Source organism: Streptomyces sp. NPDC005752, from assembly GCF_040630715.1.
Lineage (GTDB): Bacteria > Actinomycetota > Actinomycetes > Streptomycetales > Streptomycetaceae > Streptomyces.
Window position 1 is genome coordinate 110,383 of sequence record NZ_JBEXYB010000023.1, and the last position, 12,722, is coordinate 123,104.

Consider the following 12,722-nt stretch of genomic DNA (forward strand, 5'->3'; position numbering starts at 1 on the left):
TGTTAACGCCGATCGAGGGCCCCTAACGTCATCCGCACCGCCGGCACCGGTGAGAGTTCAAAGGTGAACGTTAGGTATCCCATATGTTGACAATCCTCGGCTTCGTCATGATCGCGACCTTCCTGGTCCTGATCATGACGAAGAAGATGTCGCCGATCGCGGCGCTGGTCCTGATCCCCGCCCTGTTCTGTGTGGCCGTCGGACAGGGCGCGAAGCTCGGTGACTACGTCATCGAAGGGGTCGGCACGCTCGCGCCGACCGCGGCGATGCTGATGTTCGCCATCGTCTACTTCGGCGTGATGATCGACGTCGGCCTCTTCGACCCGATCGTCCGGGCCATCCTGCGCTTCTGCAAGGCCGACCCGATGCGGATCGTCATCGGCACGGCGCTCCTCGCCGCGATCGTCTCGCTGGACGGCGACGGTTCCACCACCTTCATGATCACGGTCTCGGCCATGTACCCGCTCTACAAGCGGCTGAAGATGAGCCTGGTCGTCATGACCTGCGTCGCCGCCACCGCGAACGGGGTCATGAACACCCTGCCCTGGGGCGGCCCCACCGCCCGGGCGGCCACCGCGCTCAAGGTGGACGCGGCCGACATCTTCGTCCCGATGATCCCCGCTCTGGCCGTCGGGCTCCTCGCCGTCATCCTCCTCGCCTGTGTCCTGGGCCGCCGCGAGCGCAAGCGGCTCGGCATGCTCACCCTCGACGAGGCGCTGGTGACCGAGCCCGGGACCGTCCTCGTCGGCGCGGGCGGCGGCGACCGGCTCACCAAGGCCCCGCAGGGCACCGGCACCGGTGGTACGGGGAGCGCGGACGTCTCCGAAGACGACGACGAGCAGGAGTTCAAGGGGCTCGACCCCAACAGGTCCACGCTGCGGCCCAAGCTCTACTGGTTCAACGCCGGCCTCACCGTGGCCCTGCTGGCCGCGATGATCCTGGAACTCATGCCGATCCCCGTGCTCTTCCTGATCGGCGCGGCCCTCGCCCTCACCGTCAACTTCCCCCACATGCCCGACCAGCGGGCCAGGATCGCGGCCCACGCCGACAACGTGCTCAACGTCTCCGGCATGGTCTTCGCCGCGGCCGTCTTCACCGGCGTGCTCACCGGCACCGGTATGGTCGAACACATGGCGGACTGGCTCGTCGGGGCGATCCCCGACGGCATGGGCCCGCACATGGCCGTCGTCACCGGCGTGCTGAGCCTGCCTCTGACCTACTTCATGTCCAACGACGGCTTCTACTTCGGAGTGCTGCCCGTGCTTGCCGAGGCCGGCGCCGCCCACGGCGTCTCCCACCTGGAGATCGCCCGGGCCTCCATCGTCGGGCAGCCGCTGCACATGTCCTCCCCGCTCGTCCCCGCCGTCTACGTCCTGGTCGGCATGGCCAAGGTCGAATTCGGCGACCACACCCGGTTCACCGTCAAGTGGGCCGTGCTGACCTCGCTGGTGGTGCTCGGCGCCGCCATCCTCTTCGGACTCGTCTGATGCCTCCGGAACAACGGCCCGGCAGGGGCTGGCTGCTGCGCCTCGTCATCGCCTTCGCCTTCGCGCAGGGTGCGGTGTCGATGGCGCGGCCCGCCGTCTCCTACCGGGCTCTCTCGCTGGGCGCCGACGAGCGCGCCATCGGCGTCATCGCGGGGGTGTACGCGCTCCTGCCGCTCTTCGCCGCCGTACCGCTGGGCCGGCGGACCGACCACGGCCGCTGCGCACCGCTGCTGCCCGTCGGGGTCGTCCTGATCGGCGGCGGCTGCGCGCTCAGCGGCACCTCGGGCTCCCTCACGGCGCTGGCCGCCTGGAGCGGGGTCATGGGACTCGGTCACCTGTGCTTCGTGATCGGCGCCCAGTCGCTCGTCGCCCGGCAGTCCGCCCCCGCGGAACAGGACCGCAATTTCGGCCACTTCACCATCGGCGCCTCCCTGGGCCAGCTCGTCGGACCGATCGCCGCGGGCTACCTCATCTCCGAGCGGGACGGCGCGATGGCCCGTACGAGCGCCCTCGCGCTGCTCGTCTCGGCGGCCGTCGCCGCCGTCTCCCTCACCTCGCTGTGGCGCATCGAGCACCGCAGGGCCGCCGGAGCGGCCCGGAAGGCCGCCCCGAAGGTGCCGGTAGGCAGCATCCTGCGCACCCGCGGGGTCCCGGCCGGCATCTTCATCAGCCTCGCCGTGCTCAGCGCCACCGACATCCTCACCGCCTACCTGCCGGTGGTCGGCGAACACCGCGGGATCGCGCCCGCCACCGTCGGCCTGCTGCTCAGCCTGCGGGCCGCCGCGACCATCGCCTGCCGGCTCGTCATGACGCCGGTGCTCCGCCTGGTCGGCAGGGCCGCCCTGCTCTCCGTGACCTGCCTGCTCGGCGGCCTCCTCTGTGCGGCCGTCGCTCTTCCCGTCCCGGTGTGGGGGCTCGCCGTCATGCTCGCCGTGCTGGGCTTCTGCCTGGGCTTCGGCCAGCCGCTCTCGATGACCACCGTCGTCCAGGCGGCACCCGCGGCGGCCCGCTCCACCGCGCTCGCCCTCCGGCTCACCGGGAACCGGCTCGGTCAGGTCGCGGCGCCCGCGGCGGCCGGACTGACCGCCGGAGTCGCGGGCACCGCCGCGCCGTTCGTCATGCTGGGCGCACTGCTCGTCGGGGCGGCGGGACTCGGGCTGCGCGGCGGCGGGACCGCGGCCGCCGACCCGCCCCCCGGCCCTGCCCCCGGGCCCCGGGCCGAACGGCCCCGTGCCCGGCGGAACCCCACCTGACGCGACACCCCGCCGGGCCCGCTCCACGGGTGCCCGCGGAGCCCGGCCCCGTCCTGCCCGGCAACTTTCCCCGGCCGGCGTGCGAGTGTGGGCGTCGGCCATGCGTGACCTGTGTCTCCAGCCGTTCCCTGGCGCCGAAAAACTAACAGCGCTAGTTTGGGGCCGGACGGCATCCGTCCGTACGACGTACGGCTTCGGCGGCAGGCACAGCGAGCCCGGGAGGGGCAGCCATGAAGGCGCATGACGGGATGTACATCGGCGGGGAGTGGCGGCCCGCCTCCGGCCAGGACACGATCGCGGTCGTGAATCCGGCGGACGAGCAGGTCATCGGCCACGTCCCGGCGGGCACCGCCGAGGACGTCGACGCCGCCGTGCGCGCCGCACGCGCCGCGTTCCCCGGCTGGGCGGCGACCCCGCCCGCCGAGCGCGCCGCGAGGATCGCTGCGCTGCGCGACGTGCTCGCCGCCCGTGGGGACGAGATCGCCGAGACCGTCACCGCCGAGCTCGGCTCGCCCCTGCAGCTGTCCCGGACGGTTCACGCCGGCGTACCGGTGCTGGTGGCCGGCTCGTACGCCGAGCTGGCGGCCTCGTACTCCTTCGAGCAGAAGCTCGGCAACTCCACGGTCCTGCTGGAGCCCGTCGGCGTCGTCGGCGCGATCACGCCCTGGAACTACCCGCTCCACCAGATCGTCGCCAAGGTGGCCCCGGCGCTGGCCGCGGGCTGCACCGTCGTCCTCAAGCCCGCCGAGGACACCCCGCTCACCGCCCAGCTCTTCGCCGAGGCCACCCAGGAGGCGGGCCTGCCCGCCGGCGTCTTCAACCTGGTCACCGGCATCGGGGCGGTCGCCGGCCAGGCGCTCGCCGAGCACGAGGGCGTCGACCTGGTCTCGTTCACCGGGTCCACGGCCGTCGGCAGGCGGATCGGCGCGACCGCGGGAGCGGCGGTCAAGCGCGTCGCCCTGGAGCTGGGCGGCAAGTCCGCCAACGTGATCCTGCCCGGCGCCGACCTGGCCAAGGCCGTCAACGTCGGCGTCGCCAACGTGATGTCCAACTCCGGCCAGACGTGCAGCGCCTGGACCCGGATGCTGGTCGACGCCGAGCGGTACGAGGAGGCCGTGAGCCTCGCGGCCACGGCCGTCGCCAAGTACGTCCCCGGGGAACGCGTCGGCCCCGTCGTCAACGCCAAGCAGCAGGCGCGGGTGCGGGGTTACATCGAGAAGGGCGTCGAGGAGGGTGCCCGCCTCGTCGCGGGAGGCCCCGAGGCCCCGAAGGACCGGGGCTACTACGTCAGCCCCACCGTCTTCGCGGACGTCACCCCGGACATGACCATCGCGCAGGAGGAGATCTTCGGCCCGGTCCTCTCCATCCTGAAGTACGAGGACGTGGACGACGCCCTGCGCCTCGCCAACGACACCGTGTACGGGCTGGCCGGCGCCGTCTGGGGTGCGGACGACGAGGAGGCCGTGGCCTTCGCCCGCCGCATGGACACCGGGCAGGTCGACATCAACGGCGGACGCTTCAACCCCCTGGCACCCTTCGGTGGTTACAAGCAGTCGGGGGTGGGCCGCGAACTCGGCCCGCACGGCCTCTCCGAGTACCTCCAGACCAAGTCCCTCCAGTTCTGATCCGCCCGACGATCCACCGAGGAGTCTGTTCGTGGTCCGCGCCGCCGTACTGCCCGCCGTCGGAGCTCCCCTGGAGATCACCGACATCGAACTTCCCGAGCCCGGCCCCGGCCAGGTGAGCATCAGCCTCGCCGCCGCCGGTGTCTGCCACTCCGACCTGTCCCTGTCCGACGGCACCATGCGGCTGCCCGTCCCGGCCGTCCTCGGCCACGAGGGCGCCGGCACGGTGCTCGCCGTCGGCGACGGCGTCACCCACGTCGCCTCGGGTGACGCGGTCGTCCTCAACTGGGCGCCGTCCTGCGGAGCGTGCTTCCACTGCGGGATCGGCGAGGTCTGGCTGTGCGCCGACGCGCTGAAGGGCGCGGCGAACGTCCACGCCCGTACCGCCGACGGCACCGAGCTCCACCCCGGCCTCAACGTCGCCGCCTTCGCCCAGGAGACCGTCGTCGCCGCGAACTGCGTGCTGCCCGCCCCGTCCGGCATCCCGCTCGACGACGCCGCCCTGCTCGGCTGCGCGGTCCTGACCGGGTACGGCGCGGTCCACCACTCCGCCCGGGTGCGCGAGGGCGAGAGCGTCGTCGTCCTCGGCATCGGCGGAGTCGGCCTCGCGGTTCTGCAGGCGGCCCGCATCGCCGGAGCGTCGAAGATCATCGCGGTCGACGTGTCACCGGAGAAGGAGGAGCTCGCCCTCCGGGCCGGCGCCACCGACTACGTCCTCGCGTCCGACACCACACCGCGCACCGTCCGCAAGCTCACCGGGGGCCAGGGCGCTGACGTCGCCGTGGAGTGCGTGGGCCGGCCCGCCACCATCCGCGGCGCCTGGGAATCGACCCGCCGCGGCGGCCGCACCACGGTCGTCGGCATCGGCGGCAAGGACCAGCAGGTGAGCTTCAACGCCCTGGAGATCTTCCACTGGGGCCGCTCCCTCACCGGCTGTGTCTACGGCAACAGCGATCCGGCCCGCGACCTGCCGGTGATCGCCGAGCACATCCGCGCCGGACGGTTCGACCTCTCCATGATGGTCACGGAGCGGATCTCACTGGACGGTATCCCGGCGGCCTTCGAGAACATGATCGCGGGCAAGGGCGGACGGGCGCTGGTGGTGTTCTAGTGCTCTGACGGCGCCGGTCCACGCAGTGTCAGGACCGGCGATCGGGCAGGCCGCGCAGCAACGTGTCGACGTAGAAGCCGAACGGTGGCTCCTCCGGGCCGTCGCCCGCCGCCCCCAGCCACCGGACCACCCCGAGCCCGAAGACGGCCCAGTTTCGCTCGGCCTGTTCCTCGCCGGCGCCCCCGGCGAGGAACGCGGCCACGGCCCTGTCGTGCAGCCGCCCGAAGGACTCGAGGTGGTGGCGGTGCGGGCGGGCGACATGCGCGGCGTACCCGGGCACGGCCAGGAACTCGTCGTGCATCGCCCACGCGAGCCGCTCCAGCCAGTCCCTCCAGGTGTCGGGGCCGGGCTCGTCCTCGGGCAGCACCCGCTCCACCATGGCCTCGCTGACGAGGTCCAGGACACCGTCACGATCGGGCACCCACCGGTACAAGGACGAGTGGGACACCCCGAGCCTCGCCGCCAGCTCGCGCATGGTGAGCGTCGCCACGCCCCCTTGCAGCGCGGCGTGGACGATCCGCTCCCGGCTCAGCCGTGGCGGCCGCCCCGGCCCGTTCTTTTTGGTGCTGTTCATCGCGGCAAGCGTACGCACGGGAGGGTGCCTCAATTAGCGACCATTGGTCACTAATGCTGCTAGGCTCGCCCGATGGACGTACGGGAACCAGAGGAAGAGCGAGTGGACGTGCGGGAGGTCGACGCCTCAGGGCTGCCCATGGACCAGGCCCAGGGGGTGGTCCTCGACGAGCTGCGCGCCCTCGCGGAACGGGCTGTGCCCTTCGCGGCGATTCTCCTGATGCCCGCCCCACCGGAGGGACGCACGCCCCCGCCGTCAGGCACCTCCGCCCCCGACCGGGTCCGCACCCTCAAGTCGATACGCCCAGGCCTCACCGCCTACTGCCGCGGCCTCGCCTTCGTGGCGCCCGCGGACATCCCGGCGGAGCGCGCGAGGACGATCCACAGCGGCGAGAAGCTCTGGGGCTGCCCGACGACGGCCACCCAGGACGTGACGGCCGCCCGCGCCTGGGCCGAGGAGCGGGCCGGAACCTGAGGACGCGGACGGTTCGCGAGCCGCCTTTCCTCTCGGGCGAGGCGATCGGATGCCGGCCGAACGTACCCCGCGCCAGGCGGCTGCGCGGTCCCGCGAGACGCTCCCCGCCATGAAGGGCCCCTCATGGCCCTCGTGCCGGGCGCACACCCGGGCGTCCCGGGGCTTGTCCGTCCGGCGGAGCAGGTCCGCTCTCAGCGTCCTTCGGTCGTCACCGGCCCGGCCTCCGCCGGCGGATCAGCCGGCGCCGGCCCGGCGGGCGCGCCCCGGGTGCGCCCACGGGTCCGGGAGACAGCGACCCCCGCCAGGCAGAGCAGCCCGCCCGCGACCGTGAGCAGCGCGGGTACCTCGTCGAGCAGCAGCCAGGACATCATCACCACCAGCGCGGGCACCGCGTACGTCGTCGCGCCCATCCGGCCGGCGGTGGTCCGTGCCAGCGCGTAGGCCCAGGTGGTGAAGGCCAGCGCCGTCGGGAACACCCCGAGATAGACCATGTTGAGCGTGGCGGACAGGGGTGCGTCGGCCGCCTCGGACACAAGGGCACCGGTGAACGGCAGGCAGGCCACCGTGCCGATCAGGCAGCCGAACGTGGTGATCTGCAGTGGGGACCCGTGCCGCAGCGCGGGCTTCTGGATGACCACCCCACCCGCGTACGACAGCGCGGCCAGCAGGCACAGGAGCACGCCGAGCACCGAGGAGCTCCCGTGGCCCGACATGGAGAGGCCTACGACGACGGCGCCCGCGAACGACACCGACATGCCCGTCAGGAGCCTTCGTGGCAGCCCCTCCCCGAGCAGCTTCGCGCCCAGCAGTGCCATCAGGATCGGCCCGACGTTCACGATCATGGCCGCCGTGCCCGCGTCGACCTGCTGCTCACCCCAGTTGAGCACCACCATGTAGAGCCCGAACCAGAGCAGCCCGGAGCCGATGATGCCGGGCCACGCCGCCCGCGACGGCAGCCCCTCGCGGCGCAGGAGCAGGATCACGCCGAGGGTCAGGGTGCCGGCCAGCAGCCGCCCCAGGGCCAGGGCGCCCGGTGAGTACGCCTCACCGGCGCTGCGGATGGACACGAACGCGCTGGCCCACAGGAGGACCGTGGTGCACGCGGCGGCCGGGGCGCGCCAGTCCCGGCCGGTGTCCGGCGCGGCGGGGCGCGCTGTCGGAGTCGTCGTCATGGACCTGACGGTAGGCCCGGAACGCTTCGGGGCCCACCGAATTGTCAGCTCACGTCAAGTGTCGCGGGCTCGATGCCCAGATGCTCCGACAGGGCGCGCAGCCCGGCAGCTGTGGGCCGTACGGCTCTGCCCGTCCCGACCCGTTCGCACCACCCCGCGTCCAGCATGTGCCGGCACAGGGCGGCGCCCGAGATGCCGGCCAGGTGGTGCCGCCGCTCGGTCCAGTCGAGGCAGCCGCGTGCCAGCGGCCTTCGTGACGCGGTTACGAGGCCGATGCCGAGGGCGCCGAACCACTCCAGGCCGTCCTCGGTCAGCGCGAAGCCGGTGTCCTGCCGCAGCAGCCCGCGTTTTGTCATGGCGTCGGTGACGCGGATACCGAGCCGCCCGGCGAGGTGGTCGTAGCAGGTGCGCCCCCGGGCCAGTGCGTGCTGGAGGCCCGCCTCGCGCAGCGTGCGCGGGTGTGTGCGTGGTCCCGGGTGGGCGTGCGCGGCCAGTTCCTCGACCAGTTGCGCGATCCGGCCGTCGGCGAGCCGGAGATAGCGGTGGCGGCCCTGGCGTTCCTCCGCGAGCAGTCCGCCGCCGACCAGCTTGTCCAGATGCTCGCTGGCCGTCGACGGAGCCACACCCGCCGTGCGGGCCAGCTCCCCCGCGGTCCAGGCCCGGCCGTCGAGCAGGGTCAGGCAGAAGGAGGCGCGGGTCTCGTCGGCGAGCAGGGCCGCCAGGGCGGCGAGCCGGGGCGCGGCCGGGTCGTGCGGTGTCGTACGGGCCATGCGTCCAGGATGCGTCAGGCACCGTTCGGCGCGGGCCGAACCGTCCGGCCGGTGACCGTCTGCTCGTACTGGAACGCGAGGCCGTCCAGCAGGGCGCGCAGCCCCGTCTCGAAGGCGCCCTCGTCGACCTGCTGGCGGCGGTCGGCCAGCAGGTGGGCCTGGCCGAGGTGGGGGTAGTCCGCCGGGTCGTACGCCGTCTCGTCGTCGACGAATCCGCGGGCGAACGAGCCAAGCGCCGACCCGGTGATGAAGTAGCGCATCAGCGCGCCGATGTAGGTGGCCTGGGCGGGCGGCCAGCCGGCCCGGACCATGGCGCCGAAGACCGCGTCGGCGACCCGCAGACCGGCCGGACGGCGGCCCGGGCCCTGGGCGAGCACCGGCACGATGTGCGGGTGCGCGGTGAGCGCCGCGCGGTAGGAGACGGCCCAGTCGTGCAGGGCCGCGGGCCAGTCGCGCGGGTCGGACTCCTCGAACATCGACAGGTCGACCTGTGCGGACACGGCGTCGGCGACCGCGTCGAGGATCTCGTCCTTGTTCCGGAAGTGGTTGTAGAGCGACGGCCCGCTGACCCCCAGTTCGGCGGCGAGGCGGCGGGTCGAGACGGCGTCCAGCCCCTCGGCGTCGACGAGCGCGCTCGCCGCCGCCACGATGCGGTCTCTGCTGAGGAGGGGCTTGCGCGGTCGGGCCATGCGGCACATAGTAGGGCCTGCAAGCCTAAAACTAGCAGTGCTAATTAAAAGTGGGTGCCACAGGATGAACCTGGAGCTGAGCGAGGAGCAGGACGCCGTCCGGCAGCTCGCCGAGGACTTCGTCGCGCGGGAGATCACCCCGCACGTCGTCGAATGGGACCGTGCCGAGAGTGTCGACAAGTCGATCGTGAAGAAGCTGGGCGCCCTCGGCTTCCTCGGGCTGACGATCCCGGAGGAGTACGGCGGCTCCGGAGGGGACCATCTCGCCTACTGCCTGGTGACCGAGGAACTCGGCCGCGGCGACTCCTCGGTGCGCGGCATCGTGTCCGTCTCGCTCGGCCTGGTCGCCAAGACGATCGCCTCCTGGGGCAGTGAGGAGCAGAAGCGGCAATGGCTGCCGAAGCTCACCGCGGGCGATGCCATCGGCTGCTTCGGCCTCACCGAGCCGGGTACCGGCTCCGACGCGGGAAACCTGGGCACCAAGGCCGTGCGCGACGGAGGCACCTCCCGCTCGAGCGGAGCCGGGAGCGGGGGAGACTACGTCATCAACGGCTCCAAGATGTTCATCACCAACGGCACCTGGGCCGATGTGATCCTCCTGTTCGCGCGCACCGACGACACCCCGGGGCACCGGGGCGTCTCCGCCTTCCTGGTGCCGGCCGACGCCCCCGGCGTGACCCGGCGCACCGTCCACGGCAAGCTCGGGCTGCGCGGCCAGGCCACGGCCGAACTCGTGCTGGAGGACGTCCGGGTCCCCGCCTCCGCCCTCCTGGGTCCCGAGGGCAAGGGGTTCACCGTCGCCATGTCCGCCCTGGCCAAAGGCCGGATGTCGGTCGCGGCGGGCTGTGTCGGCATCGCGCAGGCCGCCCTGGACGCCGCCGTGCGCTACGCGGGCGAGCGCGAGCAGTTCGGCAAGTCCATCGCGAGCTACCAGCTCGTCCAGGAGCTCATCAGCGACATCTCGGTGGACGTCGACGCCGCCCGCATGCTGACCTGGCGCGTCGCCGACCTCGTCGACCGGGGGCAGGACTTCGCCACCGCGGCGTCCACGGCGAAGCTCTTCGCCTCCGAGGCCGCGGTCCGCGCGGCGAACAACGCCCTGCAGGTCTTCGGCGGTTATGGCTACATCGACGAGTACCCCGTCGGGAAGCTGGTCAGGGACGCCCGCGTGATGACCCTGTACGAAGGCACCAGCCAGATCCAGAAGCTGATCATCGGCCGAGCGCTGACGGGGGTCTCCGCCTTCTGAGGCATCCAGATCCTTCGGGGGCCTCCTTGCCCTGACGGCCCTGGCGGCCCTCAGGGCAAGGCTGCTTCTGAGTACCGGGTGAGTACGCCGGCGGATATCCGGCGTGCACCACCGCGGCGGATGCTGTGAGGCATGAGTGAGACGACATCGGTCAAGCAGCAGAGCACCGCGGCCTTCTACGGACAGGCCGTCCTCTCCTTCGGGGTGGCGATGGGAGCGGTGGCCCTCGGTATCTTCTTCCTGGACGCCGACGCCTGGGTGCGGGCCTTCCTCGCCATCGGCGTCCTCTACCTCGTCACTTCGTGCTTCACCCTGGCCAAGGTCATCAGGGACCGGCAGGAGGCGGGGCAGATCGTCAGCCGGGTGGACCAGGCCAGGCTGGAGAAGATCCTCGCCGAGCACGATCCCTTCCAGAAGCTCTGACGACCTCACCCCGGGAGCGCTCTAAGCGCTTGCTCAGGTTCGCGGTATGGTGTTCGTCCTGCCAGCGGAAAGGGACACGTGGCGATGAGCACGGCGGAGGAGACCGGCGGCGAGAGCGCGCCGTGGAGCGAGGTCACGCCCGAGGCGGCCCGGCGACTGCTCGTCGCCGCCGTCGAGGCGTTCGCCGAGCGCGGCTACCACGCGACCACCACCCGTGACATCGCCGGCCGGGCCGGGATGAGCCCCGCCGCGCTGTACATCCATTACAAGACGAAGGAAGAGCTGCTCCACCGGATCAGCAGGATCGGTCACGACCGGGCGCTGCGCCTCCTGGAGACCGCGGCCGACAACGGTGGCACCGCGTCCGACCGGCTCGCCGACGCCGTCCGGTCCTTCGTCCGCTGGCACGCCGAGCGCCACACCACGGCACGCGTGGTGCAGTACGAACTGGAAGCCCTCGGCGAGGAGCACCGTGCCGAGATCGTGGCCCTGCGCAGGAAGAGCGACGCCGCGGTGCGCCGGATCATCAGCGACGGCGTCCGGGCCGGCGAGTTCGACGTCCCCGACGTCCCGGGCACCACGCTCGCGGTGCTGTCCCTCTGCATCGACGTCGCGCGCTGGTTCAACGCGCAGGGCAGCCGGACGCCCGAGGAGGTCGGCACCCTCTACGCGGACCTCGTCCTGCGCATGGTGGGAGCCCAGAAGTGACGCCGGGCGCCCCCGCGGGCCCGGCTCACTCCGCACCGGCCGGATACTGCGGCGCGCCTCAGAAGTAGTAGCGCGACACCGACTCCGCGACACAGGCGGGCTTGTCGCCGCCCTCGCGCTCGATGGTGACGAGCGCGGTCACCTGCACACCGCCGCCCGCCTCCTCGACGTTCTTGAGCACGGCCGAGGCGCGCAGCCGTGAGCCGACCGGGACGGTCGAGGGGAAGCGGACCTTGTTGGTCCCGTAGTTGATACCCATCTTGGCGCCCTCGACCTGCAGGATCTGCGGTACGAGCACCGGCAGCAGCGACAGCGTGAGATAGCCGTGCGCGATCGTCGTCCCGAAGGGGCCGCCCGCGGCGCGCTCGGGGTCCACGTGGATCCACTGGTGGTCGCCCGTGGCCTCGGCGAACTGGTCGATCCGCTTCTGCTCGATCTCCAGCCAGTCGCTGTGACCGAGCTCCTCGCCCACCCCGTCCCGCAGCTCCTGAGCGGACGTGAAGATCTTCGGCTCTGCCATGTTCCTGGTCCCTGCCTTCCGGCTGTCGGTCGCCCTTCCCGGACGATGTCTAAGCGCTTGCTCAGCATGGTTGGGCGACGCGTCCGTGTCAACGACGGACCCCGGCCGGGTTGTCGAAGGCGCGGCGGAGGCCGGATGCGGCCATTAGGGTTCGGGGGGTGCCACAGATCCCACACACGTACCAGGAACTCACCGTCGGCCAGTTGTCCGCCCGTAGCGGGGCCGCGGTGTCCGCCCTGCACTTCTACGAGTCCAAGGGCCTGATCAGCAGCAGCCGCACCAGCGGGAACCAGCGCCGCTACACGAGGGACGCGCTGCGCCGGGTGGCCTTCGTCCGCGCCGCGCAGCGTGTCGGCATCCCGCTCGCCACGATCCGGGGCGCGCTGGCGGAGCTGCCGGAGGAGCGCACGCCGAACCACGAGGACTGGGCCAGGCTCTCCCGGGCGTGGCGCTCGGAGCTGGACGAGCGCATCAAGCAGCTGGGGCGCCTGCGGGACCACCTCACCGACTGCATCGGCTGTGGGTGCCTGTCGCTGGAGACCTGCGTGCTGTCCAACCCCGACGACGTCTTCGGGGACCGGCTGACCGGGTCACGCCTGATGCCCGAGCGGGGCGCGGCCGACCCCTCCTGAGCGCGCGGGCCACGGCCGGCCGTCGCGCCGTCCCG

The 12,722-nt window shown here is 72.2% G+C and carries 14 protein-coding genes; 9 read left to right on the top strand and 5 right to left on the bottom strand.

The genetic code is table 11. From position 1 onward, the window contains the following. The first annotated feature begins 83 nt into the window (after positions 1-83). From ABZ441_RS20500 to ABZ441_RS20515, 4 genes are all read left to right on the top strand, one after another. A complete protein-coding gene (locus ABZ441_RS20500) occupies positions 84-1,487 on the top strand; it encodes a CitMHS family transporter (protein WP_358975916.1) in 1,404 nt (467 codons plus the stop codon). Continuing rightward, complete coding sequence (locus ABZ441_RS20505) at positions 1,487-2,740, top strand: MFS transporter (RefSeq protein WP_358975919.1); 1,254 nt, start codon at positions 1,487-1,489, stop codon at positions 2,738-2,740. The genes ABZ441_RS20500 and ABZ441_RS20505 overlap by 1 nt, the downstream gene beginning before the upstream one ends. 230 nt (positions 2,741-2,970) lie before the next feature. After that, a complete protein-coding gene (locus ABZ441_RS20510; protein WP_358975922.1) occupies positions 2,971-4,365 on the top strand; it encodes an aldehyde dehydrogenase family protein in 1,395 nt (464 codons plus the stop codon). A gap of 31 nt (positions 4,366-4,396) precedes the next feature. Further along, positions 4,397-5,476, top strand: coding sequence for a Zn-dependent alcohol dehydrogenase (locus tag ABZ441_RS20515; RefSeq protein WP_358975925.1), 1,080 nt, complete (start codon positions 4,397-4,399; stop codon positions 5,474-5,476). Between the two features lie 28 nt (positions 5,477-5,504). Here the strand turns inward: ABZ441_RS20515 and ABZ441_RS20520 are convergent, their stop codons facing one another. Then, positions 5,505-6,050 (bottom strand): TetR/AcrR family transcriptional regulator, encoded by a 546-nt coding sequence (locus ABZ441_RS20520; RefSeq protein ID WP_358975929.1) that lies wholly within the window; start codon positions 6,048-6,050, stop codon positions 5,505-5,507. A 72-nt stretch (positions 6,051-6,122) separates the two neighbouring features. On the opposite strand from ABZ441_RS20520, the gene ABZ441_RS20525 reads away from it, so the two are divergent. Beyond that, positions 6,123-6,524: a hypothetical protein gene (locus ABZ441_RS20525; RefSeq protein ID WP_358975932.1), complete on the top strand. Its 402-nt coding sequence runs from the start codon at positions 6,123-6,125 to the stop codon at positions 6,522-6,524. A 191-nt stretch (positions 6,525-6,715) separates the two neighbouring features. On the opposite strand, the gene ABZ441_RS20530 is transcribed toward ABZ441_RS20525, so the two are convergent. Genes ABZ441_RS20530 through ABZ441_RS20540 form a run of 3 tightly spaced genes read right to left on the bottom strand, consistent with a single transcriptional unit; the run spans position 6,716 to position 9,155 of the window. Further along, the gene (locus tag ABZ441_RS20530) at positions 6,716-7,696 is read right to left on the bottom strand and encodes a DMT family transporter (RefSeq protein WP_358975935.1); all 981 of its coding nucleotides are present in this window, start codon (positions 7,694-7,696) and stop codon (positions 6,716-6,718) included. Between the two features lie 44 nt (positions 7,697-7,740). Next, positions 7,741-8,466, bottom strand: a complete 726-nt coding sequence (locus ABZ441_RS20535; RefSeq protein ID WP_358975938.1) for a helix-turn-helix domain-containing protein — start codon at positions 8,464-8,466, stop codon at positions 7,741-7,743. A 14-nt stretch (positions 8,467-8,480) separates the two neighbouring features. Beyond that, on the bottom strand, positions 8,481-9,155 hold the full coding sequence (locus ABZ441_RS20540) for a TetR/AcrR family transcriptional regulator C-terminal domain-containing protein (protein WP_358975940.1): 675 nt from the start codon (positions 9,153-9,155) through the stop codon (positions 8,481-8,483). A 64-nt stretch (positions 9,156-9,219) separates the two neighbouring features. Here ABZ441_RS20540 and ABZ441_RS20545 point away from each other — a divergent pair, with 64 nt between their 5' ends. The 3 genes from ABZ441_RS20545 to ABZ441_RS20555 all read left to right on the top strand — a co-directional run bounded on the left by ABZ441_RS20545 (position 9,220) and on the right by ABZ441_RS20555 (position 11,535). Then, complete coding sequence (locus tag ABZ441_RS20545; RefSeq protein WP_358975943.1) at positions 9,220-10,404, top strand: acyl-CoA dehydrogenase family protein; 1,185 nt, start codon at positions 9,220-9,222, stop codon at positions 10,402-10,404. 132 nt (positions 10,405-10,536) lie between these two features. Then, entirely contained in the window at positions 10,537-10,827 is a 291-nt protein-coding gene (locus ABZ441_RS20550) for a YiaA/YiaB family inner membrane protein (RefSeq protein WP_031099588.1), read from the top strand. A gap of 84 nt (positions 10,828-10,911) precedes the next feature. Next, positions 10,912-11,535, top strand: coding sequence for a TetR/AcrR family transcriptional regulator (locus ABZ441_RS20555; RefSeq protein WP_358975947.1), 624 nt, complete (start codon positions 10,912-10,914; stop codon positions 11,533-11,535). A gap of 58 nt (positions 11,536-11,593) precedes the next feature. Here the strand turns inward: ABZ441_RS20555 and ABZ441_RS20560 are convergent, their stop codons facing one another. Continuing rightward, on the bottom strand, positions 11,594-12,055 hold the full coding sequence (locus tag ABZ441_RS20560; RefSeq protein ID WP_358975950.1) for a MaoC family dehydratase: 462 nt from the start codon (positions 12,053-12,055) through the stop codon (positions 11,594-11,596). Between the two features lie 158 nt (positions 12,056-12,213). Between ABZ441_RS20560 and soxR the strand changes: the two genes are divergently transcribed. After that, on the top strand, positions 12,214-12,687 hold the full coding sequence (gene soxR, locus ABZ441_RS20565; RefSeq protein ID WP_358975953.1) for a redox-sensitive transcriptional activator SoxR: 474 nt from the start codon (positions 12,214-12,216) through the stop codon (positions 12,685-12,687). Positions 12,688-12,722 lie beyond the last annotated feature (35 nt).

Bases quoted from the DNA above. Each gene is read 5' to 3' on its own strand.
- ABZ441_RS20500 (WP_358975916.1), top strand. From the start codon at position 84: ATGTTGACAATCCTCGGCTTCGTCATGATCGCGACCTTCCTGGTCCTG.
- ABZ441_RS20505 (WP_358975919.1), top strand. From the start codon at position 1,487: ATGCCTCCGGAACAACGGCCCGGCAGGGGCTGGCTGCTGCGCCTCGTC.
- ABZ441_RS20510 (WP_358975922.1), top strand. From the start codon at position 2,971: ATGAAGGCGCATGACGGGATGTACATCGGCGGGGAGTGGCGGCCCGCC.
- ABZ441_RS20520 (WP_358975929.1), bottom strand. From the start codon at position 6,050: ATGAACAGCACCAAAAAGAACGGGCCGGGGCGGCCGCCACGGCTGAGC.
- ABZ441_RS20525 (WP_358975932.1), top strand. From the start codon at position 6,123: ATGGACGTACGGGAACCAGAGGAAGAGCGAGTGGACGTGCGGGAGGTC.
- ABZ441_RS20530 (WP_358975935.1), bottom strand. From the start codon at position 7,696: ATGACGACGACTCCGACAGCGCGCCCCGCCGCGCCGGACACCGGCCGG.
- ABZ441_RS20535 (WP_358975938.1), bottom strand. From the start codon at position 8,466: ATGGCCCGTACGACACCGCACGACCCGGCCGCGCCCCGGCTCGCCGCC.
- ABZ441_RS20540 (WP_358975940.1), bottom strand. From the start codon at position 9,155: ATGGCCCGACCGCGCAAGCCCCTCCTCAGCAGAGACCGCATCGTGGCG.
- ABZ441_RS20545 (WP_358975943.1), top strand. From the start codon at position 9,220: ATGAACCTGGAGCTGAGCGAGGAGCAGGACGCCGTCCGGCAGCTCGCC.
- ABZ441_RS20550 (WP_031099588.1), top strand. From the start codon at position 10,537: ATGAGTGAGACGACATCGGTCAAGCAGCAGAGCACCGCGGCCTTCTAC.
- ABZ441_RS20555 (WP_358975947.1), top strand. From the start codon at position 10,912: ATGAGCACGGCGGAGGAGACCGGCGGCGAGAGCGCGCCGTGGAGCGAG.
- ABZ441_RS20560 (WP_358975950.1), bottom strand. From the start codon at position 12,055: ATGGCAGAGCCGAAGATCTTCACGTCCGCTCAGGAGCTGCGGGACGGG.